Below are 20,970 nucleotides of genomic sequence, written 5' to 3' on the forward strand. Positions count from 1 at the left end.
CCGCAAGAATCGGCGGGGTAGATTCTGCGCAATTGAGAGCGGGGCTTACTGCAAACGAAATACGAGAGGCGACGGACCACGCGGGGGGGGGGATCAATCAATTATGTCGGATCGAGCCCGGTGAATCAGCGGCCGTCCGGGATAACAATAGGCAGGCGCGCCAAAACGCGCGCGTATGAAAGTTACCTTCGATTTGCTTGCTATTTGCCTGCAAAACCGACGGAAGCAGGCGGATTTCCCTGGAAGTAGTCGGACTCTACGTTCGCCACTGGATGTACAACCGGCGCGAATGCGTAGTTCCTCAACCACTCGCTGTAACCGTTGACCAGAAAGTTTCCGGAGCGCTCGACATATTGCTGGTGGGACATCTGATAGACCTTGCCAAGCGCAAACCAGGGCACCTGCGGCAAGTCATGGTGAACCAGATGATAGTTATTGTTCAGAAACAGTAACCGCCACCACCATCCCGCTTCATTGATCACCGTGCGATGCGCATGCTCGTGCGCGACTCGATGCTCATGAAACGAACGCACCGAGGCAAGCGATAGCGAGCCATACCCCGCGCCGACGATAAACAGCCACGCGGGTATTCCGCAGATACGCTGCAACCACGTGGTCAGCGCGGCCAACGCGGCAAGATGCGCGAGCCACGCGGGCACGTCGCGCCAGTCGCCATCGGTGATCTTGCCAAGCGCTTGCGCGCCGGTCGCGGCAAGCGAAAACGCCGGCCCGACCAGCATGCGGCCGATCAACGTATTGCGAAGAACGAGCAGCGCGCGCATCGCCGTTCCCGCGCGTTGCCATTCATCGGCAGTGACGAAATAGCTCTCGGGATCGTGAGCGGGTTGCGTCAGATGCGCATCGTCGTGATGCCGCAGATGCGACTCGCGATAGATGCGATAAGGAAACCACACCGCCAGCGGCGCGAAGCCGATCAACGCATTGACTAAGCGCGAACGCGTCGGATGACCGTGCAGCAGTTCGTGTTGCAACGACATATACGAGGTGCCGAGCACCGCAAGCAGCAGCGTCGTGATCGGCAGACCGAGTGTGCGCGCATGCATCGCGACGCCGAACCAGCCGCCGTAGATCATGGCAATCAGCATCCATGTCGGCCATTGCGTGCGCCACGTCCAGCTTGTCGTGAGACGGGCGATGTGGTTGCGCTGAGTGTCGTCGAGATAGATCGCCATCGTCGGATCGGTCGTGATGCAGGTTCAGACCGATCGTACGAGGCAATGCTGTGAGTCCGAACCAATTTGTTCGGCAATGCATCTGTGCAAACGTGGATAGTGCGTGGATAACGCGTGGATAGCGGGCATGTGTGTGCATTCCGGCCCGCCCACGCTCATCGATCGTCGGCCACCTTGCACGCGTGATCGAGCAGCCCTTCGGCGGTGCCGCTGCCGTTGTCGACATCGAGGCCGCTATTGACGATCAGCCAGCCGTCCGTGTTCGCCGACGCGCCCGCGCCCGTCACGAGGATCGTTTGCGAGGCCATCGTCGCGGTATTCGGATTGTCCCGCGCGACGATTCTGAACGGGTTGTCCGCGCCCGTCAGTGAGGTCACGCGCATGATCCGGTAACGCTCGCCATCGATCGTGTCCCAACGCCATTCACCGGGCGCGTCGTGCGCGTGAGTCGCGAGCGCCGCGCTGATGTCGCGTCGCATACAGTCGATATGGATATGCAACTGATTCTGCGAGCGGCGATATTCGGAGTTGATTTCGAGGCCCAACTGATCGTCGGGCAAGTCGCGTTTGACTGCTTGCTGAACGTAACGACGCGAATCCCACGCGTCGCTCCAATAATCCTTGGCACCGGGCGCAAGGATCAGCGGACTCTCGATGCCGGTAATCCGGTCGGTCGGCATCAGCAGATACTGCGAGCGGCCGAAAATATCCTTCAGAACCACATAGCGTTTGTCGAGATCGACAACCGTGCATTGGCCCGGCGTGCCGGTGGCCTGTTGCGACGGCACGCAGCGGATATCGACGATCTTCCACAGCGCATTGGAATCGACGTGCGAAAGATGCGCGCAGGAGGTCGCGCCGAGCGCGGCCGCGAGCGTGACGCTCAGGCGGGGAAGCTGGCGCAAAAAACGCTGTAAAAAGCGGCGCGGAACGTTGGATTGTGTGCGGGCGGTGGCGGGTGTCGTCATCGTCACTTTGAGTGGTTGTTTGGGAAAGCGTAGCGAAGTTGCGGGTTGGCGGATCAGGAATCAAAGCACGGGCGCGGGCGGTGCGCCGAGCACCTGTTCGACCGCGATGCCGATCGCGAGTAGCCGGCGGTCCGAGCCGAGCGGTCCATCGAGTTCGAGTCCGACCGGCAACCCGTTCGCGCTGATGCCGGCCGGCAGCGAGAGCCCCGGAATGCCGGCCGTGCTGGCCGGATCGGTATTGCGCAGAAAGGCTTCCATCGTATCGATCGGCGCGCCGCCGTTTATCGTCACTGTCGACGAACCGTTCAGATCGTCGATCGGCACCGCGGCGAGCCGCGTGGTCGGGAACAGCAGTGCATCGACTCGCGCGTCGGCGAACGTTGCGGCCATATAGCGCTGCAGACGCGGGCGCCAGTAATTGAGCGCCGTCGCGTAATGCGAGCCGAGCACGTCGGCGAGCACTTCGTCGTAGATCGCGCGCACGTCCGGGCTCGCAATGCGCGCGGCAAGCTCGGCAACCGTCTGCACCGGCGCGCGGTTCGCGACCAGCCACGCGAGCACGTCGTCGCGCGCCTCGTGAATGGCAATTGGGCCGCCGACCATCCCGTTCAGATACGCGAGATCTTCCATCGCGACCGGCACGAAGATGACGCCCGCCGCTTCGAGCTTTTTCAACGCGGCACGCGCGACGTCTTCGACCTGTCGTTCGAGCGCGTCCCACAGCGGCGCGGGCAGGCCGATGCGCAAACCGACGAGCGCGACTTCGGGCAGTGCGCCCGCGCCGGTGATCACACCGTCGAGCAGCGCCAGATCGGCGACGCTACGCGCCATCGGCCCAACCGTGTCACGCGTATGACTGATCGGCACGACCGCATCGGGATCGTGATAGCGCCGCTCGCCGGCGCCGTTGCCGACCGAGGGACGAAAGCCCGCAGTGCCCGTCAGCGCGGCGGGGATACGGGTCGAGCCGCCGGTATCGGTGCCGAGTCCGGCGGGCACGATGCGCGCCGCGATCGCGACGGCGGTGCCGCCCGACGAGCCGCCCGGCATCAGCGACGGGTCGTACGGATTGCGCACCGGCCCCGCATGCGCGGCCAGGTTCGTGCTCGTGATACCGAACGCGAGCTCGTGCATATTGGCCTTGCCGAGCACGATCGCGCCCGCGTCGACGAGACGTTGCACCGACGGCGCGGTCGTCGCCGGTACGAAGCCTTCGAGTGCGGGCGTGCCCGCTGAAGTCGGCAAGCCGGCTGTGTTGATGTTGTCCTTGACGACGATCGGCAGGCCGCACAGAGGCAACTGTGCTCGTGCTGTCGCGGGCAAGCCGTCGATGCGCCGCGCGGCCGCGAGCGCGCCGTCGAGATCGAGGGTGGTGAGCGCGTTCAGATGCGAGAGGGCGGCGGCGCGCGCGAGCAACGTTGCCACGTAGTCGGAGGCTTGCAGGCGGCCGGACTGCAACGCAACGACTGCTTGCGTCGCGCTCAGCGCGAGTTGTGCGTCGACGGTCCAGCTCATGGCCGGGGTCTCCGTATCGATGGATGTATGGCTGCCGGTGTCGTGGCACAGAGGCGCGCGCGAGGCCACGGCCTGGCTTCGCGCGAATGCGAAGCGGGGCGAGTGCGAGTCACGCGAAGAGGGTGTGGGAGTTCCAGCGGCATCCGTAGAGGTGGCGGGCAGGTCACGCGCAGAAAGCGAACACAACGGTTCACCTATTCTGGCACAACCGCCTGAAAGCGGATGCCGGGCAATGCACTGTCACGGTGGCGACCGTGACGATGGTGGCGCCAACTCGACGGCGGCACGTGATCCGTGCGCGTTGCGGCCGTCTTCAGCGGTGCCGCTGCGCCTACTGGTGATTGTCGATCCACATGCGTCCCCAGTCGGACGCATAGGCGAGTGCGTGTTCTTCGTCGAAGAAGTAATCGAGGGCGTCGAACGAATACGCGCGGCGCTTATTGGCATTGCTTTCCTCGATCGTCAGATTCGCGGCGAATAGTCCATTGGGCAGTAGTTGTGTGGCCGCTTCGACCTCGTAGCCCTTATAGCGAATGTGTGAGTTCATGATCTTGACTTGTCAGTATGTCCGCGTGTCTCGCGCGGATAACCAGTGCGTACGACGCCGCCCCGTCACGCCGGACGTTTGTTCGTGAAGCGGCGAGCAGAGGTTAGCGTAGGACGCGCTGCGCAGCGGGTGAACCAATCTTTCGTCGTATGCAAATCAGCGCGGCGCGGGAGGGATAGTCAGGAACCCGGATCGGAACAAAACCGCTATGTTCGATCACACTATTCGCGGTGGGGATAGGTGTCTGTTATGTGGCGCACGGAGCGCGCGAAGCCCGCAGAGCTGGGCTTCGCAACAGAGGTGTCAGGCGGTCTGAGGCACGCGCTCGAAGTTGGCCGCGATGGAAGAGGTTTGCGTAGCAGTATGAGTCGAAGCGGGCTGCGCCAGCGTGGCCGCGATGCTCGGCGTGCGATGTGTGTTGAACGCCAGCGCGAATTGCGCGGCCTGCTGGCCGACCGTTGCGAGCTGTTCGACGACCTTCGCATCGGAGCAGCTATCGGCTGTGTCGAAGCGTGTCTCCAGCGTATTGATACCGGCGCCGAACGGCGTCGGCCAGCCGCGCAACGCATGCACGATCGAGCGCAGCGAGGTCAGCACGGACCCCGCTGCCTGCCATCCATACGAGGTGACGATGCAGCCGACCGCGCGGCCGTCCAGATACGGACGCTCGTCGGCGCGCAGGTCTTCGAGCGTGTCGAGCGCGTTCTTCACGAGACCCGATACGCCGCCGTGATAGCCGGGTGTCGCGATGATCAACGCATCCGCGTGACGCACGGCTTCGACCAGTTCGAGCTGCTCGTCGGTACGCGCTGAGTGCTCCGGAGCGTAGTGCGGCAGGCTGTGCAAAAAGGCGCCGCCGAATAGGCGGGTGTGGGCGCCGGCGGCTTCGGCGCCGCGCAGCGCGAAAGCGAGCGCGCGCTCGGTCGACGACGCCGCGCGCGTCGTGCCGCCAATGCCGACAATCAGCGGCCGGCGGGAATGATCGGATCTGTTCAAGCGAATGCTCCTTCCTTCGATGGCGGCTCATCACATGGTCTGTCGCGCGGCGCGTAGCGAAGCTGCCATGCAGCGCTCGCGATACGGCGGCGCGCGCGTTGACCGCGGCGAACCGGACTTTGAAGTGTCATCTTAATGAGCGGCCGCCGCGGGACTAAGCGACTTTTTGTGATAACAATATAACCACGCCTCTGCGCCACTGCGCGCGCGTGCAAAGGCACAGTGCAAGCTCGCGCATGGAGATCCACATGAACGCGCGGTCGATAAGCATATGGCGAACCGTTGGTTGGGCGCCGGGCGAGCGACGGTTATGATGAATCCGTCTCCTCCATGACATCTCCTTTGACATGGGACTCGGCCTCGTTGCGTTAGTGACGAGGCCTTTTTTTCGTCGATCGTTTGGGGGCTTGCGAAGGCGCTGCTGTTTGCCGCCGTGGTGTCGCCGCGATGTCGTTGCCATGTCGTTGCGTCTAGCGGTGCGTGCCCGCATCAGCCAGCGTCGCATCACAATTGCGCCGCGTCTCGCATGCTACGATGCCCGCCTGGATTCCCGGCGAGATCGAGCAGACAATGGCAACCCTGTATGACATGCTCGGCGTGCCCGTGCACGCCACCGATGAAGAAATCAAGCGGGCTTACCGGAAAGCCGCGATGAAATGGCATCCGGACCGCAATCACGGCACCGAAGACATCGCGCGCGCGAAGTTTCAGGAAATCAAGGACGCTTACGCGATCCTCTCCGACGCCGAACAGCGCAAGGTCTACGACAAGGTGTACACCGAGCAGATGCGCGACTGGGAGGCGCAGCGCGCGCGCCGGCAGCGGACCCAGGCAAAGCGCGAGGCAGGGGCGCGCGCGGCCGACGAAGCGGCGTATGCGGAGATGGTGTCGATCGCGATCCGCTTCGCCGACCAGGGCCACAATCGCGACGTGCTGTTCGGCGTGCTGCTCGGACGGCAATGCGAACCGCGCCGCGCGGCGCAGATTGCGGACAGCGTCGCGGCGTTGCAAGCGGCGCGCCGCGAAGAAGCCGAGCTTGCGCGCAAGGCGCAGGACGCGAGCAAGCCGGCGAGGAACGCCGGCAAGAGCGGCGCGAAGAATGCGAAGGGCGCGAAGGCGGAGCCGGCCGCGCACGCAGCGACCGGATCGAGAGCCGGTCGGGCTGGTTCAGCTGATGCGGCCGCCAAAGCGGGCTCCGCTTCGGGGAACCCGCGGCAAACCACCCATCACGACGCGCCGCAATCCGCACGCGCGAACCATGCGAAGCGCGATGAACCCGCCGGCGATGGAAACCCGGCGAGTGCGCTCGGCAATCTCTGGTTCCAGTTTCTGAACAGCCTGAAGTTCTGACGGCTCGTCACGTACCTGTCCGCTCGCCAGACGATCGACTGGCTTACGCTTACACGCCCCAGCGGCCAACGAGCCACCAGTCTGCACTTATGAATATTGACAGGGTAACGTAAGACGTCTTTCACGCTGTTACACTGCACTTCGGCCATCATGCGCTATGCTTCGTGCCCGTGAATCGAGATTCCTGGCGCGAACTCCCGTGGCGCAAAAAATGGTGACGCCGTCGTGTCACGGGAGCGCAAGACTGGCGCGGCAAAATGCGATCCAGAAGCCAATAAAAACAAGGTACGGGGAAAGCGTTGACCAGAAAATATAAGGTGCTGTTTCTTTGCCGGGACAATTCGATTCGCAGCATCATGGCCGAAGCGTTGCTGCATGAACTGGCGGGACACCGTTTTGACGCGTTCAGTGCGGGTCCGGAGCCATCCGCGCGAATTCATCCGCTGGCCGCCGCGCAATTGCAGCCCGGCATTTCAGGCCGCGCGATGCTGAGCCCGAAAAGCTGGCTCGAATTTACCGGTGAATGGGCGCCGCACATGGACATCGTCATCGCGCTCGATGAGTCCGTGGGTGGGCATCATGCGCCGGCATTTCCGGGCGAACCGTTATTTCTCGACTGGATGATTGCGGATCCGCTCGTGGGTAACGCGCGCGATGACGAACAGGCGCGTCTTTTCGACAAGACTTTCTGGCAGATCGTGCGGCAGGTCAGCGCGTTTATCGAATTGCCGCAATACGCGGCGAACGCCACGAGCGGCACAAAGCCGGTGCGCGGCGGCGCGACTCATTTCGGCGCCAGCGTGGTTTCGCCCGCATCGTAAAGCGGGGCCGAGTTTAGCGGCTAGTCTGACGAGCGAGCGGCGTTCCGGCGAACGGGTCGTTCGACCAGTCCACCTGCTTTTTCGGTTGGGGGGGCGGCGCGGTCTTTTCCGACAATTCGAAGTGCTCGATTGTCTGCCCCGCGCTAATGGCCTGCTTAAGCCATTGAGGCATTTCGCCTTTGCCGTCCCAACTGTCCCCGGTCGCACTGCGATAGCGCTCAGCCTTTTTCGCCATCGACTCGGACGCGAGCGCGGCGGCGAGGTCTTCTGGTTTGATACCAAACTCGTCCATACGATGGCGGAGATACGCAATCATGCTATCTCGCTTCCTTTCGTCCATAAGATATTCGTCCTTCTAAAACGTCCAGCGTTTTGTCAATTACAGACTGCAAGCAATAGTTGCGAAGCATCGAGCCCAAACAGGATGGGGCCGGCCCGCGAGGGGTTGTCGATTGAAGGAAAAGCCACGAGCCGCGTTAAAAAACGTTGCTCCCTGAATTGCAACGCGCTCTATGCCAAAGCGGCCTGCACCAAAAGCGGCCGCGTGAAAAATCGACCATCAACTGGATGTCTCAATCAGCAAATATTTCAGCATGTAGCGGCGCGGCAAACGAGGCCGGTAAGCCTGATGTCCGCGAGGAAAATTCCTTGTCTCGATGCATGGATTGCGAATAGCTGGAGTTACTCCCACGCTTGTCCGTCTTTCATCGGACTTCACCGATGCGCGGGCGCCGCTTTTTGTGCTTTATAACGACATCATAACGCAATGCGCGGACAAAGCACGCTTTGTCCACACTGATTTTGCCGGCAAATGTGGTTTATCCAACCGTGTGGACGTTTGACCACACCCGCGGAACCCCCGGATTGAATTCCCCGCTTCGCGAACTATAAAAGAATTACGAAAAACTGCGCAACGCAGATCGACTGCCGGCTTGTGGCCACCGTTTTCGATGACGCGCGAAAGCGTGTCGCGGATCGGCGACAAGCGAGGCAATTCTTCATCTATTTAGTTCGATGACCCGTCGCGGCAGTGGCGCATTGGCATCGACCCGTTCCTCAGCCCGCTTGGGCAGATTGGCTGTTCGTGGAGCAATCCTTCTGGAGGACGAAAACTGCTGCGTCGGATTCCAGGAGTCCGGAAATGAGAATACGTATATTGACGATCGCCGCAAGCGCCGTTCTGTTTCTCGCGCCGAGAACGGCCACCGCCGAGCAGCCGGGCAGTCAGCCGGAGCCCGCTATGTCGGGCCGGGCAGTGATGCAGCAGAACGCCAACGAATCGGCGCAGGCGACGACCGACATGTCGTTCGGCCAAAGCTGGCAGCCGCGCCAGGGCGTACAGGACGCGTCGTATGGCGGCGTGGCGACGGGCCAGTCGGAAGCGGGCGGCAAGCGCGGGCAATCATGCAGTGCGGGATCCGACTGCCGGATTTATTTCGGTCAGTAGGCGATCGATGAATGAATAGTCGATCAGCGGTCGATGAGGATCAACGTGTCCTCATCGACCGGCTCGTGAACGGAAAGCGGGGTCTGCCGGTGCAACGCGCCGTTGGAAACGACACGGCAGGCGCCGGCATGCCGGTCATGACCTATCAATAGCGACCCATCAGCGCGCGCCGCGCCGTCTGTCACGCAAGTGCCATGTCCCGCATCGCCGGCGCTGGGCGCTCGCTCAAACGCGCGACGATATCGTCGACACCGCGCGCGGTGTCATTCGTCTCCGTCGTTTCTTCGTGGTAATCGCGGAATTCGTCGAGCAAGGCGCGCCATGACGCGTGCCAGCGCGTTTCCTTGATGCACGTGCCCGACGGATCGGCGATACGCAATACGCCGTTGTCCGGATAGAACGTCAGCGTGACGAGCTTGCCGTCGATCACGCAGGCGGCGGTGCAGGGGCGGGTGGTGACCATGAATACTTTTCCTTGAATAGCGTATGGGTTGCTCAGACGGCGACGCGAGCTTCAGCAAGTGCTGTACCTGCCGCTTGCCCTGCGTTTGAGCGTCCTGAAGCGGGTCGCCTCGCCGTCGATTTCTTCGCATGCTTAACGGCAATTGCGCCGGCAAATAAAGCGTTATTCGAAGTATTGCAGCGATTCACTACAGTTTTTTGTATCGTGTGTGCGCATTGCATTACGCGGCACGGTGTCAACCATTACGGGTTTTTACTCATCGATTGTTCTGTGTCCGTTGTGCTGCGCTCGTGCTCCCGTGCGCGCATCGGCACGCGATATGCTGCTCGCCCTGCAAAAGCAGCGCCCCATGGAGGCAGCCATGCGCGAAAACGCAGCACAGGGTTCATCTTCGGATCGCCTCGATACGGTGCCGGACACGTCGAGTCCGGCCTTTGCGGTCAGGCATCCCGTCTCGCGCGCATTCGATGCCTTCGCGAGCACGGTGACGCGGCTGGCCGGTTCGCCGGTCGCGTTCGGCATCGCGGCGATCACGATCGTCGTGTGGGCCGTCAGCGGGCCGCTGTTTCACTTCTCCGATGGCTGGCAGCTGGTCATCAATACGAGCACGACGATCATCACGTTTCTGATGGTTTTTCTGATCCAGCAGAGCCAGAACAAGGACAGTGTCGCCGTGCACCTGAAGCTCAATGAACTGCTGGCTTCGCATCGTCATGCGAACAATGAGTTGATCGGTATCGAGGACGCGTCCGAAGACGATCTTCGCCGTCTCGCCGCCGCTTATTTGCGGCTCGCGGCAAAAGCGGCCAGCGCGGGTAACGACGAAGAGCGCATCGACGTCACGCCGTCGGTGCAGAACACACCGAAGCCTCGCGGACCCACCGACGCATAATTATGGCTTTGCTTCACAGCGGCTTTTCACATAAAGCGAATTGCGAAACCGCGATAATGATTTGGCGCGGCGGAGTTCAATAATTCGCGAATTACAACTCATTGTGGCTTGCCTTGCCATTCCTTTACGCGTTTGCTAGCATCCCCGAGACAATCCGAAATAGTCATAACGTCGTCGATCCGGGCCTGCCTCACGCGGGCCGTGCGGTACTCCGTATCCCTGCGAGGAATAAGTTATGGCTAGTCATCCACCAGTCCGCTAACACGCGGGCGTAGGGGCGCAAAGCGATGCAGGCATTGCGCGCCGCCACTCCCGCAAAGCCACGAACCCAGCAGATCCGTTCAGCCATTGCAGCAGGCAGAACAGGTGCTTTTCACGATTTTTTATCGCGACTATCGAGCACGTCGGACAGCAATCGCGTTGGTATTCGTTGTTTGTCCGAAAAGCACGGGCGGTCCGATAAAAGCAATTAAGTGTCCATTGTTTTGTTAATGGTGGCGCTTGTCGTTTTTCGTGCAATTGTTTTCGCTAGCCTGGGTTTTTCAGGGAGCGAGCGTCGCACGCCATATGTACTCATTGCCTGTCCAACCGTGCAATCAAAAGGAGAATGTCATGGCTTGCTATACATCGGGTTCGGGATGCGTACGGGTGAAGGCCGTCACGATGGCGCTGGCGGTTTTCGTCGCGGTGGCGGCCCCCGCGCTCGCGCAGCAGAGCGACGCGCCGGCCTCTGCACCGCAGGCGATTGGCGCGGTTGCGCTGCTGCACGTACAGGCGCGCGTCGTCGCGATCGATCCCGCGACCAATAGCGTGACGCTGCGCGGTCCGCAGGGCGGCGAGGATACCTTCGACGTGAACCCGCAAGCCGCGGACGTGAGCAAGCTGCATATCGGCGATATCGTGAACATCGCGTACAAGAAAGCGATGCTGGTCGGTGTCGACAAGCTCGCGCCGAACGGCATCCGCCAACGCATCGATACGGAGGTCACGCAGCCGGCGGCCAATGGTGTCGTTGCGTCGGCACGGCGCGTCGAGGTGGTGGCGACGGTACGCAAGATCGACCGGAAGAATCGCACGATCACGCTGCGCGGTGCGACGCGCACGGAAACGCTCGATGTGTCGCCGGACATCCCGCTGGAGAAACTGAAGGTCGGCGATTCGGTGCATGCCGTGTTCGTTTCCGCAGTCGCGGCATCCGTCGAGCGAGGCGGTGCCGAGGTCAAATAAAGCGTATCGTGGAACGCGGTGCCGGTTGACCGCGTCGCGCGCGAAGGAGCAGCACATGGAACAGAAGGAATCGGAATCCACTGCCGAATCGGAGCGCAGGAAACTTATTCGCAGCAAGATCCACGTCGGTCTGGCCGCGTTCGGCACGTTGTCCGCGGTCGCCGGAATCGGCGTGGTGATCAACGGCGGTTTGTATTTCGACCGGACCAAGGTGCTGGTCGGCGTCGGCATCATCGTCGTGTCGACCATTCTTTATGTGTCGATGCTTTTTGTTGCGGCCGACGATTGACGGTGTACTTCATCGTCCCCCGATCCACTTTTGCTATCACCCCCTCCGATACTCGAATTGTTGGCGCATCGCCGCGCCCGTATATTGACTGAACCGTCAGCACGGACAGCAGCGATACAACAACTCGACGGCGCGCCGCAACGGCCGCCCACAGGAGCATGGCAATGAATCGGATCGATCTGGAGGGGCGCGCGGTCGTCATCACCGGCGGCGCGCGCGGCATCGGCTACGCGGTTGCAGAGCGCGCGTTGCGCTCGGGCGCGTCGGTGGCGTTGTGGGATGTAGACGGCGAACGCCTCGCGCGCAGCCAGCGCGAGCTGGGCGAACTCGGCAAGGTCAGCGCGATGACGGTCGAACTGACCGACGAGGCCGCGGTGGCGAACGCCACCGCGCAAACCGTCGCCGCGCATGGCTCGATCGACGTGCTGATCAATTGCGCGGGCATTACCGGCGGCAACGGCACGACGTGGGAACTCGAGCCCGACGTGTGGCGCCGTGTGATCGACGTGAACCTGATCGGCCCTTATCTGACCTGCCGCGCGATCGTGCCGCAGATGCTCAAGCAGGGCTATGGCCGCATCGTCAATATCGCGTCGGTGGCGGGCAAGGAGGGCAATCCCAATGCCTCGCACTACAGCGCATCGAAAGCGGGCTTGATCGGCCTGACCAAATCGCTCGGCAAGGAACTGGCGACGAAGAACATTCTCGTCAATGCGGTCACGCCGGCGGCGGCTAAAACCGAGATCTTCGATTCGATGTCGCAGCAGCATATCGACTACATGCTGGCGAAGATTCCGATGAATCGCTTTCTGCTTCCCGAGGAAGCGGCGTCGCTGATTCTGTGGCTGTCTTCGGAAGACTGCGCGTTCAGCACCGGTTCGGTGTTCGATCTGTCCGGCGGCCGCGCGACCTATTGAGCGTGGTTGCAAACTCGCTGCAAACACGCCACACATGTCACACGCGCGGCGATAGCAGCGGGTCGAATTGCCTCGACCGAATTGCTTCGATCGCATTGCTTCAATCGCATTGCTTCGATATTTCCTCGCGCATTCCTCACGGAGCCCCTTCATGGCCATGCCTACCATTCGGCACGTGCGTGCCTTCATCGTCCGCGGCGGCGGCGCCGACTATCACGATCAGGCCGGCGGTCATTGGATCGACGATCACATCGCAACACCGATGGCGCGTTATCCCGAGTATCGCCAGAGCCGTCAGTCGTTCGGCATCAACGTGCTCGGCACGCTGGTCGTCGAGATCGAAGCGAGCGACGGCACGGTCGGCTTCGCGGTGACGACCGGCGGCGAGATCGGCGCGTTTATCGTCGAGAAGCATCTCGCGCGCTTTCTCGAAGGGCAACTGGTGACCGACATCGAGAAGATGTGGGATCAGATGTACTTCGCGACGCTGTACTACGGGCGCAAAGGCATCGTGCTCAATACGATTTCCGGTGTCGATCTCGCACTGTGGGATCTGCTCGCGAAAGTGCGTAAAGAGCCGGTGTACCAGTTATTGGGTGGCCCGGTGCGCGATGAACTGGAGTTCTACGCAACCGGCGCACGGCCCGATCTCGCGAAGAAAATGGGCTTTATCGGCGGCAAGCTGCCATTGCAGCACGGTCCCGCCGAGGGCGATGCCGGCTTGCGGCAGAACCTCGACAAGCTCGCCGACATGCGCAACCGTGTCGGCGACGACTTCTGGCTGATGTACGACTGCTGGATGAGCCTCGACGTACCTTACGCGACGCGGCTCGCGCAAGGCGCGCACGAGTATGGCCTCAAATGGCTCGAAGAGTGTCTGCCGCCCGACGATTACTGGGGTTACGCCGAACTGCGCCGCAACGTGCCGCGCGGCATGATGGTGTCCACCGGCGAACACGAGGCGACGCGCTGGGGTTTCAGAATGCTGCTCGAAATGCAGTGCTGCGATCTGATTCAACCCGACGTCGGCTGGTGCGGCGGCATCACCGAGCTGATCAAGATTTCCGCGCTCGCCGATGCGCACAATGTGATGGTGGTGCCGCATGGGTCGTCGGTGTATAGCTATCACTTCGTCGTCACGCGTCACAACTCGCCGTTCTCGGAGTTCCTGATGATGGCGCCTGGCGCCGATCAGGTCGTGCCGATGTTCAACCCATTGCTGCTGGACGAGCCGGTGCCCGTCAACGGCCGGATGAAAGTGCCGGACACGCCGGGCTTCGGCGTGCGGCTCAATCCCGAATGCGCGTTGACGCGGCCCTATCAGCATTGAACACGTCGCGCGCCTGCAGCGCGCGCTGAACCCGCCGAAGGAGAATCAGGTGCTGCTCAAGGACAAAGTCGTGATCGTCACCGGCGGTTCGCGCGGGATTGGCCGCGCGATTGCGGTGGCGTGTGCTCGCGAAGGCGCGGACGTGGCGATCAACTATTGGGGCGATAACGACGCATCCTATGGACGCCGCTCCGCGGTCGCGGAAGTCGTCGGCGAAATCGAGCCATTGGGACGGCGCGTGATCGCGGTGGAGGGCAACGTCGCCGCGCGCGAGACCGGTCAGGAACTGGTGCGCCGTACCGTCGATGCTTTCGGCAAGGTCGACGTGCTCGCGAGCAATGCCGGCATCTGCCCGTTCCATGCATTTCTCGACGTGCCGCCGGACGTGCTCGAAGCGACGGTCGCGGTCAATCTGAATGGCGCGTTCTTCGTGACGCAGGCTGCCGCGCAGCAGATGAAAAAGCAGGGCAGCGGCGGCGCGATCGTCGCGACGAGTTCCATCAGTGCGCTGGTCGGCGGCGCGATGCAGACGCATTACACGCCGACCAAGGCCGGCGTGCATTCGCTGATGCAGTCGTGCGCGATCGCGTTGGGACCGTTCGGCATCCGTTGCAATTCGGTGATGCCGGGCACGATCGCGACGGATCTGAATGCCGAAGACCTCGCCGACGAAACGAAGAAAGCCTACTTCGAAAAGCGCATTCCGCTTGGCCGCCTGGGCCGCCCGGATGACGTCGCCGATTGCGTGGTGTTTCTCGCGTCGGATCGCGCGCGCTATGTGACGGGCGCCGCGTTGCTGGTGGACGGTGGCCTGTTCGTGAACCTGCAATGAGCGCCGAGCGATGACGCTGTCAACTGATCGTCGCGGGTGTATCGACGATGTCGTCGCGCGCGAGATTGCGCGAGAAACCGCGCAGCAGTTCGATCAAACGCAGCGCCGGGGCGGCGAGCGGTTCCTGCTTGCGCGTCAGAATGCCGAAGCCGGCGAGGCTCTTGCCGATTTCGAGCGGCAACGCGACGAGCAGCCCGCCACGCACATAGTCGCGCACGACAGATTCCGGCAGCATCGCAATCGCGTCGTAATTCTCGAGCAATTGCAGTGTGGCGAAGATCGACGCGCATTCAGTCAGATTGACCGGCGTCGCGAGTCCCGCGCGCGCAAGTTCTTCCTCGAACAGCACGCGCGCCGGACTGGTCACCGGTTGCGCGACCCACGGCCAGTCGACCAGTTCGCGCAGCGTGATGCGCGGGCGCGCGACGAGCGGATGCACCGCGCGCACGACGAGCAGCAGCGTTTCGCGCGCAAGCGGCTCGAAATCGAAATCGTTGTGCTGCAGAGGATTGGTCAGACGCCCAAGCGCGAGGTCCACTTCACGGCGGTGCAGCAATTGCACGACCTGATCGCTGGTCTCGCCGAGAATGCGCACGTTCAGCAGCGGGCTTTCGGTCTTCAGCGCGGCGACGGACATCGCCAGCAGATCGGGCGCGGCGCCCATGATCGCGCCGACGGTCAACTGACCATGGCCGCCGCGGCGTTTGACTTCGAGGTCGTCGGCAAAGCGCGTCAGCTCGGCGAGCGCGCGCCGCGCGTAAGCGAGCGTCACGACGCCAAGCGGTGTCGGCGTCATGCCGCGCGCGTTGCGCTCGAACAGCAGAAAGCCGAACGCTTCTTCGATATCGCCGAGCATGCGGCTCGCGCTCGGCTGTGCGACGTTGACGGCCTCGGCGGCCTGATGAAGATTGCGGGTGTCGTCGAGTGCGACGAGCAGCGCGAGGTGCTTGAACTTGAGCCTGTTGACGAGTGCGACGGCGGCTGAATGTTGGCTCATGGTGCTCGTGCGATCCGGTTTGTGTATCGCCCAATCCCAACAACGGATTGAAAGGCTATCGATGCAGGAATTATAGTCATTCCAGACGCTTCTCCGACAAGGCGCGAACATCACTCTAACCATCTGGAGACAGGCCGCAATGGAGACAATCGCTTTCCGGATGGTGCTCAATCCTGGTATGCGCGAGGAATACGAACGGCGTCATACGGAGATCTGGCCAGAACTCGTTGACGCGTTGCACAATGCCGGCGTGCGCGATTACCGGATTTTCTTCGACCCGGACACCAACTATCTTTTCGCGGTGCTCGCGCGCAACAGCGACCATACGATGGACCAGTTGCCGCAACTCGATGTGATGCGCAAATGGTGGGATTACATGGCCGACATCATGCACACCGCGCCGGACCATACACCGCTTCAGCAAACGCTCGAACCGGTCTTTCATTTGAGCTCATTCAGGAGTTCACTCGGTTGATGGCTCGATTAAATGGCTTACCGCCGGCTTGCTGAAAGCCACCAAAAAGCAATCTGTTGAACGCCGCAACAACGAACGAACCTCGAAACGCTTTTCACCCGACGAAGGTGCCGCATGCAGGTTGTCGATTCGCATATCCATCTGTGGGATCTGAAAACACATCGCTATCCGTGGCTGGAAAACCCTGGCGTGTCGTTCGTCGGCGATGCGCGCGATCTGAAGCATGACTACCTGCTCGACGATCTGCTTGCCGACGCGGGTGAGATCGAGGTGCTGAAGCTCGTGCATGTCGAAGCGAATCACGATCCCGCCGATCCGGTCGAGGAAACGCGCTGGCTGCAGGGGATTGCCGATCGCGACGGCTCGCGCGGCATGCCGAATGCGATCGTCGCCGCGGTCGATCTGTCTGCGCCGAACGCGCCCGCGCTGCTCGAAGCGCATGCATCGTTCGCGAATACGCGCGGCATCCGGCAGATTCTCAATGTGCACGACAACAAGCTGTTCGATTACGTCGGCCGGCATTTCATGCGCGAATCGCAGTGGCGCGAGCACTTTGCGCTGCTGCGTCGGTATAACCTTTCGTTCGACCTGCAACTGTATCCGTCGCAGATGGAAGACGCGGCCGCGCTCGCGCGCGCGCATGCGGACACGCTTTTTATCGTCAATCACGCGGGTATGTTCGTCGACCGCAGCAGCGTTGCTGGTTATCGCGCGTGGCGTGACGGGATGCGGTTGCTTGCGGGCTGCCCGAATGTTGTGGCGAAGATCAGTGGCCTCGCGATGTTCGATCATCGCTGGAGCGTCGAAAGTCTGCGGCCTTATGTGCTCGAAACGATCGATACGTTCGGTGTCGAGCGCGCGATGTTCGCGTCGAACTTTCCGGTCGACCGCCTGTTCGGGTCTTATACGGATTTGTGGCGTGCGTATGCGTCGATAGTCGGCGATGCGAGCGATGCTGAAAAAGAAGCGTTGTTTCGCCGTAACGCGGAACGTTGCTACCGCATCTGACGTTGCCGCGAATGCGGAGACAGTCGTACGAGAAAGAGCCAGCGCTTTGCATGGGATCGAGTCAGCGCTAAAAGGAGACACGCAGTGCAGCAATCCCCATCCGCGACGCCGCGACTCGAATTACGGCACGCGAGCAAATCATTCGGCCGCGTGCGCGCGCTGTCCGACGGCGACCTCGTGCTATGGCCGGGCGAAGTGCATGCGCTGCTCGGCGAGAACGGCGCGGGCAAATCGACTGTCGTCAAGATTCTCGCGGGTGTGCATCAACCCGATGCTGGCGAGCTATTCGTCGACGGCTCGTCGCGCCGTTTCGCGACGCCGGCCGAGGCGCGCGATGCCGGCCTCGCGGTCATCTATCAGGAACCGACGCTGTTCTTCGATCTGTCGATCGCCGAAAACATCTTTATGGGCAGGCAGCCGGTCGATCGTTTCGGCCGCATCCAGTACGACGCGATGCATCGCGAAGTGGACGGCCTGCTCGCATCGCTCGGTGTCGAGTTGCGCGCGGACCAACTGGTGCGCGGCCTGTCGATTGCCGATCAGCAGGTGATCGAAATCGCCAAGGCGTTGTCGCTGAATGCGAGCGTGCTGATCATGGATGAACCGACCGCCGCGCTGTCGCTGCCCGAAGTGGAGCGGCTGTTCGCAATCGTACGCAAGCTGCGTGAGCGCGACGTCGCGATCCTGTTCATCACACACCGCCTCGACGAAGTGTTAGCACTGACGCAGCGCGTGACGATCATGCGCGACGGCGCGAAAGTGTTCGACGCGTTGACCGCCGATCTCACTACCGACGCGATCGTCGCGAAGATGGTCGGCCGCGATCTCGAAACGTTCTATCCGAAGGCTGATTGCGCACCGGGCGACGTGCGTTTGTCGGTGCGCGGCTTGACGCGTATCGGCGTGTTCAAGGACGTATCGTTCGACGTGCGCGCGGGCGAGATCGTCGCGCTCGCGGGCCTCGTCGGCGCGGGGCGCAGCGAAGTCGCGCGGGCGATCTTCGGTATCGATCCGCTCGACGCCGGCGAAGTGTGGCTGGCCGGGCGGCGTCTTGCGACTGGCAAGCCTGCTGCGGCGGTGCGCGCGGGGCTCGCGCTGGTGCCGGAGGATCGTCGTCAACAGGGGCTTGCGCTCGAACTGAGCATCGCGCGCAACGCGTCGATGACGGTACTCGGCCGCCTCGTCAGGCATGGCCTGATATCGACGCGCAGCGAAACGCAGCTGGCGAATCAATGGGGCACGCGTCTGCGCCTGAAAGCCGGCGATCCGAATGCGCCGGTCGGTACCCTGTCAGGCGGCAATCAGCAGAAAGTCGTGCTCCGCAAGTGGCTCGCGACCAACCCGAAGGTGCTGATCATCGACGAGCCGACACGCGGCATCGACGTCGGCGCGAAAGCGGAGGTGTATAGCGCGCTCGCCGAACTCGTGCGCGACGGCATGGCGGTGCTGATGATTTCGAGCGAACTGCCCGAAGTGCTCGGCATGGCCGACCGCGTGCTGGTGATGCATGAAGGCCGCATCAGCGCGGAAATCGCGCGCGCCGATGCGAACGAGGAGCGCATCATGGGCGCCGCGCTGGGTCAGGCGCTGCCCTCGCTGGGACGGGCCGCATGATGCGCCATTCTTCGACTCATCCGCCGACCCATTCCACGCCGGTGCAGCCGTCGCAAGCGAAACGCTCCGGCAACGCACCGGGCGGCTTCATCGCAAGCATCGCGAAGAGCCGCGAAACCACATTGTTCGTCGTGTTGATTCTGCTGATCGTCGGCACGGGTCTCGCGAAACCGCAGTTCCTGAATCTGCAGAATCTGCGCGACGTGCTGCTGAACGTGTCGATCATCGGCTTGCTGACGGCCGGCATGACGGTCGTGATCCTGATGCGGCATATCGATCTGTCGGTCGGCTCGACAGTTGGCATCAGCGCGTATGCGGTGGGCAGTCTGTATGTCGCGTTTCCCCATATGCCGGTGCTCGTCGCGCTGGCGGCGGGACTGGCGATCGGGCTCGTCGCGGGCGGCATCAATGCGCTGCTGGTCGCGGTAGGGCGCGTGCCTTCGCTGGTCGCGACGCTGTCCACGCTATATATCTTTCGCGGCGCCGATTACGCCTGGGTGCATGGCGGCCAGATCAACGCGACCAGTCTGCCCGATGCGTATTCGCGGCTTGCCACCGGCACGCTGCTCGGCATTCCGACGCTCGCGCTGATTGCGGTCGTCGTGCTCGCGGGTCTTTCGGTGTATCTGAAGCAGTTTCGCGGTGGCCGCGAACACTATGCGATCGGCTCGAACCCGGAGGCCGCGCGGCTCGCGGGCGTGAATGTCGAACGTCGCGTGATGTCGGGCTTTCTGTTGTCCGGTGCGATCGCCGGGTTCGCTGGCGCGTTGTGGCTCGCGCGCTTCGGCACCGTCGATGCGAGCACCGCGAAGGGCATCGAATTGCAGGTGGTCGCGGCGGCCGTGGTCGGCAGCGTCGCGATCACGGGCGGTGTCGGCACGATCCTCGGCGCGACGCTCGGCGCGCTGGTGCTCGGCGTGATCAGCATCGCGCTGGTCGTGCTGCACGTGTCGCCGTTCTGGGAGCAGGCGATCCAGGGCGCGCTGATCGTCGCCGCGATCGCCGCCGATACCTTGCTTGCCCGCTCCGTCGCCAAACGCATGATGAGGAAACGCGATCATGGCTAAACCCGATTCCGCGCTGCTCACGCGCAAACGCGAAACGCCGCTGCAATGGGAAGCGTTGCTGGTGATCGTGCTGATCGCGTCGCTTGGCCTCGGGCGCTGGTTATCGCCGGTGTTTCTGACCGGTGCGAATCTGAGCAACGTGCTCGCCGATCTGACCGAGATCGCGCTGATGGCGCTGCCGATGACGCTGATCATCGTTGCCGCCGAAATCGATCTGTCGGTTGCATCGGTGCTCGGCGCGTCGAGTGCGTTAATGGGCGTGCTGTGGCATATGGGCTTGCCGATGCCGGTCGTGATCGTGCTGGTGCTGATCGCCGGTGCATTGGCCGGCTTGCTGAACGGGCTCGTGATCGTCAGGCTGAACCTGCCTTCGCTGGCCGTCACGATCGGTACGCTTGCGCTGTTTCGCGGCCTCGCGTATGTGTTGCTCGGCGATCAGGCGGTCGCGGATTTTCCGGCTGCCTACACGGCGTTCGGCATGAACACGCTCGGTGCGAGTTTCATTCCGTTGCCGTTCGTGATCGTGATCGTCGCGGCGGTGCTGTTCACCGTGCTGTTGCAGGCCACCGCGTTCGGCCGCAGCCTCTATGCGATCGGCGCGAATCCGACCGCGGCCGCGTTCTCGGGCATCGAGGTCGCGAACATCCGGCTGCGTCTGTTCGTCGTGTCGGGCTTCGTCAGTGCGCTCGCGGGCATCGTCTATACGTTGCGCTTTACCAGCGCGCGCGGCGATAACGGCGAGGGCTTCGAGCTGTCGGTGATCGCGGCGGTGCTGTTCGGCGGCGTCAGCATTTTCGGCGGACGCGGCTCGATGATCGGCGTGCTGCTGTCGCTGCTGATCATCGGCGTTCTGAAAAACGCGTTGACGCTCGACGATGTATCGAGCGAAACGCTAACCATCGTGACCGGCGTGCTGCTGCTCGCGTCGGTGCTGATACCGAACCTCGTCGCGCGCTGGCGCGCGGCGCGTGACCGGCGTTTTATCGCGAAGTCCGCCGCGGCTTCGTCTGCCTCATAACATT

The 20,970-nt window shown here is 62.4% G+C and carries 22 protein-coding genes; 14 read left to right on the top strand and 8 right to left on the bottom strand.

What is annotated here, in order from left to right; all coding sequences use genetic code 11:
* Positions 1-200: 200 nt before the first annotated feature.
* The 5 genes from L0U82_RS23305 to L0U82_RS23325 all read right to left on the bottom strand — a co-directional run bounded on the left by L0U82_RS23305 (position 201) and on the right by L0U82_RS23325 (position 5,219).
* Positions 201-1,193, bottom strand: a complete 993-nt coding sequence (locus L0U82_RS23305) for a fatty acid desaturase (protein ID WP_233834917.1) — start codon at positions 1,191-1,193, stop codon at positions 201-203.
* Between the two features lie 155 nt (positions 1,194-1,348).
* Positions 1,349-2,161 carry a CDP-diacylglycerol diphosphatase gene (locus L0U82_RS23310; protein ID WP_442793656.1) on the bottom strand — a complete coding sequence of 271 codons (813 nt, stop codon included), beginning with the start codon at positions 2,159-2,161 and terminating at the stop codon, positions 1,349-1,351.
* A 60-nt stretch (positions 2,162-2,221) separates the two neighbouring features.
* Positions 2,222-3,676, bottom strand: a complete 1,455-nt coding sequence (gene iaaH, locus L0U82_RS23315) for an indoleacetamide hydrolase (protein ID WP_233834921.1) — start codon at positions 3,674-3,676, stop codon at positions 2,222-2,224.
* Between the two features lie 331 nt (positions 3,677-4,007).
* On the bottom strand, positions 4,008-4,223 hold the full coding sequence (locus tag L0U82_RS23320; RefSeq protein WP_233834923.1) for a transcriptional regulator: 216 nt from the start codon (positions 4,221-4,223) through the stop codon (positions 4,008-4,010).
* 303 nt (positions 4,224-4,526) lie between these two features.
* Entirely contained in the window at positions 4,527-5,219 is a 693-nt protein-coding gene (locus L0U82_RS23325; RefSeq protein ID WP_233834925.1) for an NADPH-dependent FMN reductase, read from the bottom strand.
* A 570-nt stretch (positions 5,220-5,789) separates the two neighbouring features.
* Between L0U82_RS23325 and L0U82_RS23330 the strand changes: the two genes are divergently transcribed.
* On the top strand, positions 5,790-6,569 hold the full coding sequence (locus L0U82_RS23330) for a J domain-containing protein (protein WP_233834927.1): 780 nt from the start codon (positions 5,790-5,792) through the stop codon (positions 6,567-6,569).
* Positions 6,570-6,868: 299 nt separating this feature from the next.
* Entirely contained in the window at positions 6,869-7,390 is a 522-nt protein-coding gene (locus tag L0U82_RS23335) for an arsenate-mycothiol transferase ArsC (RefSeq protein ID WP_233834929.1), read from the top strand.
* 13 nt (positions 7,391-7,403) lie between these two features.
* Here L0U82_RS23335 and L0U82_RS23340 read toward each other — a convergent pair whose 3' ends face one another.
* Complete coding sequence (locus L0U82_RS23340; RefSeq protein ID WP_233834931.1) at positions 7,404-7,730, bottom strand: H-NS histone family protein; 327 nt, start codon at positions 7,728-7,730, stop codon at positions 7,404-7,406.
* 801 nt (positions 7,731-8,531) lie between these two features.
* Here L0U82_RS23340 and L0U82_RS23345 point away from each other — a divergent pair.
* Positions 8,532-8,837, top strand: coding sequence for a hypothetical protein (locus tag L0U82_RS23345; protein ID WP_233834932.1), 306 nt, complete (start codon positions 8,532-8,534; stop codon positions 8,835-8,837).
* 181 nt (positions 8,838-9,018) lie between these two features.
* Here L0U82_RS23345 and L0U82_RS23350 read toward each other — a convergent pair whose 3' ends face one another.
* Positions 9,019-9,300 carry a hypothetical protein gene (locus L0U82_RS23350; RefSeq protein ID WP_233834934.1) on the bottom strand — a complete coding sequence of 94 codons (282 nt, stop codon included), beginning with the start codon at positions 9,298-9,300 and terminating at the stop codon, positions 9,019-9,021.
* A gap of 361 nt (positions 9,301-9,661) precedes the next feature.
* On the opposite strand from L0U82_RS23350, the gene L0U82_RS23355 reads away from it, so the two are divergent.
* From L0U82_RS23355 to L0U82_RS23380, 6 genes are all read left to right on the top strand, one after another.
* Complete coding sequence (locus L0U82_RS23355; RefSeq protein ID WP_233834936.1) at positions 9,662-10,192, top strand: low affinity iron permease family protein; 531 nt, start codon at positions 9,662-9,664, stop codon at positions 10,190-10,192.
* Between the two features lie 612 nt (positions 10,193-10,804).
* Positions 10,805-11,419, top strand: a complete 615-nt coding sequence (locus L0U82_RS23360; protein ID WP_233834938.1) for a copper-binding protein — start codon at positions 10,805-10,807, stop codon at positions 11,417-11,419.
* Between the two features lie 55 nt (positions 11,420-11,474).
* On the top strand, positions 11,475-11,708 hold the full coding sequence (locus L0U82_RS23365) for a DUF2964 family protein (protein WP_233834940.1): 234 nt from the start codon (positions 11,475-11,477) through the stop codon (positions 11,706-11,708).
* Positions 11,709-11,872: 164 nt separating this feature from the next.
* Complete coding sequence (locus L0U82_RS23370; protein ID WP_233834942.1) at positions 11,873-12,625, top strand: SDR family NAD(P)-dependent oxidoreductase; 753 nt, start codon at positions 11,873-11,875, stop codon at positions 12,623-12,625.
* Positions 12,626-12,776: 151 nt separating this feature from the next.
* A complete protein-coding gene (gene rhmD, locus L0U82_RS23375; RefSeq protein WP_233834944.1) occupies positions 12,777-13,955 on the top strand; it encodes an L-rhamnonate dehydratase in 1,179 nt (392 codons plus the stop codon).
* A 49-nt stretch (positions 13,956-14,004) separates the two neighbouring features.
* A complete protein-coding gene (locus tag L0U82_RS23380; RefSeq protein ID WP_233834946.1) occupies positions 14,005-14,787 on the top strand; it encodes an SDR family NAD(P)-dependent oxidoreductase in 783 nt (260 codons plus the stop codon).
* 19 nt (positions 14,788-14,806) lie between these two features.
* Here the strand turns inward: L0U82_RS23380 and L0U82_RS23385 are convergent, their stop codons facing one another.
* Positions 14,807-15,784, bottom strand: coding sequence for a LysR family transcriptional regulator (locus tag L0U82_RS23385; RefSeq protein ID WP_233834948.1), 978 nt, complete (start codon positions 15,782-15,784; stop codon positions 14,807-14,809).
* 139 nt (positions 15,785-15,923) lie between these two features.
* Between L0U82_RS23385 and rhaM the strand changes: the two genes are divergently transcribed.
* The 5 genes from rhaM to L0U82_RS23410 all read left to right on the top strand — a co-directional run bounded on the left by rhaM (position 15,924) and on the right by L0U82_RS23410 (position 20,966).
* Positions 15,924-16,259, top strand: coding sequence for an L-rhamnose mutarotase (gene rhaM / locus L0U82_RS23390; RefSeq protein ID WP_233834950.1), 336 nt, complete (start codon positions 15,924-15,926; stop codon positions 16,257-16,259).
* 114 nt (positions 16,260-16,373) lie between these two features.
* Positions 16,374-17,267, top strand: a complete 894-nt coding sequence (locus L0U82_RS23395) for an amidohydrolase family protein (RefSeq protein ID WP_233834952.1) — start codon at positions 16,374-16,376, stop codon at positions 17,265-17,267.
* Positions 17,268-17,351: 84 nt separating this feature from the next.
* On the top strand, positions 17,352-18,881 hold the full coding sequence (locus L0U82_RS23400) for a sugar ABC transporter ATP-binding protein (RefSeq protein WP_233834954.1): 1,530 nt from the start codon (positions 17,352-17,354) through the stop codon (positions 18,879-18,881).
* Entirely contained in the window at positions 18,878-19,948 is a 1,071-nt protein-coding gene (locus tag L0U82_RS23405) for an ABC transporter permease (protein ID WP_233834956.1), read from the top strand. The genes L0U82_RS23400 and L0U82_RS23405 overlap by 4 nt, the downstream gene beginning before the upstream one ends.
* Positions 19,941-20,966, top strand: a complete 1,026-nt coding sequence (locus L0U82_RS23410) for an ABC transporter permease (protein ID WP_233834958.1) — start codon at positions 19,941-19,943, stop codon at positions 20,964-20,966. The genes L0U82_RS23405 and L0U82_RS23410 overlap by 8 nt, the downstream gene beginning before the upstream one ends.
* Positions 20,967-20,970 lie beyond the last annotated feature (4 nt).

It is taken from the genome of Paraburkholderia sp. ZP32-5, assembly GCF_021390495.1.
Lineage (GTDB): Bacteria > Pseudomonadota > Gammaproteobacteria > Burkholderiales > Burkholderiaceae > Paraburkholderia.

Coding starts and splice junctions, on each gene's coding strand:
- L0U82_RS23320 (WP_233834923.1), bottom strand. CDS start 4,223: ATGAACTCACACATTCGCTATAAGGGCTACGAGGTCGAAGCGGCCACA.
- L0U82_RS23410 (WP_233834958.1), top strand. CDS start 19,941: ATGGCTAAACCCGATTCCGCGCTGCTCACGCGCAAACGCGAAACGCCG.
- L0U82_RS23350 (WP_233834934.1), bottom strand. CDS start 9,300: ATGGTCACCACCCGCCCCTGCACCGCCGCCTGCGTGATCGACGGCAAG.
- rhaM (WP_233834950.1), top strand. CDS start 15,924: ATGGAGACAATCGCTTTCCGGATGGTGCTCAATCCTGGTATGCGCGAG.
- L0U82_RS23340 (WP_233834931.1), bottom strand. CDS start 7,730: ATGGACGAAAGGAAGCGAGATAGCATGATTGCGTATCTCCGCCATCGT.
- L0U82_RS23305 (WP_233834917.1), bottom strand. CDS start 1,193: ATGGCGATCTATCTCGACGACACTCAGCGCAACCACATCGCCCGTCTC.
- L0U82_RS23365 (WP_233834940.1), top strand. CDS start 11,475: ATGGAACAGAAGGAATCGGAATCCACTGCCGAATCGGAGCGCAGGAAA.
- L0U82_RS23360 (WP_233834938.1), top strand. CDS start 10,805: ATGGCTTGCTATACATCGGGTTCGGGATGCGTACGGGTGAAGGCCGTC.
- L0U82_RS23345 (WP_233834932.1), top strand. CDS start 8,532: ATGAGAATACGTATATTGACGATCGCCGCAAGCGCCGTTCTGTTTCTC.
- L0U82_RS23385 (WP_233834948.1), bottom strand. CDS start 15,784: ATGAGCCAACATTCAGCCGCCGTCGCACTCGTCAACAGGCTCAAGTTC.
- L0U82_RS23310 (WP_442793656.1), bottom strand. CDS start 2,161: ATGACGACACCCGCCACCGCCCGCACACAATCCAACGTTCCGCGCCGC.
- L0U82_RS23370 (WP_233834942.1), top strand. CDS start 11,873: ATGAATCGGATCGATCTGGAGGGGCGCGCGGTCGTCATCACCGGCGGC.
- L0U82_RS23355 (WP_233834936.1), top strand. CDS start 9,662: ATGCGCGAAAACGCAGCACAGGGTTCATCTTCGGATCGCCTCGATACG.
- L0U82_RS23405 (WP_233834956.1), top strand. CDS start 18,878: ATGATGCGCCATTCTTCGACTCATCCGCCGACCCATTCCACGCCGGTG.
- rhmD (WP_233834944.1), top strand. CDS start 12,777: ATGGCCATGCCTACCATTCGGCACGTGCGTGCCTTCATCGTCCGCGGC.
- L0U82_RS23330 (WP_233834927.1), top strand. CDS start 5,790: ATGGCAACCCTGTATGACATGCTCGGCGTGCCCGTGCACGCCACCGAT.
- L0U82_RS23395 (WP_233834952.1), top strand. CDS start 16,374: ATGCAGGTTGTCGATTCGCATATCCATCTGTGGGATCTGAAAACACAT.
- iaaH (WP_233834921.1), bottom strand. CDS start 3,676: ATGAGCTGGACCGTCGACGCACAACTCGCGCTGAGCGCGACGCAAGCA.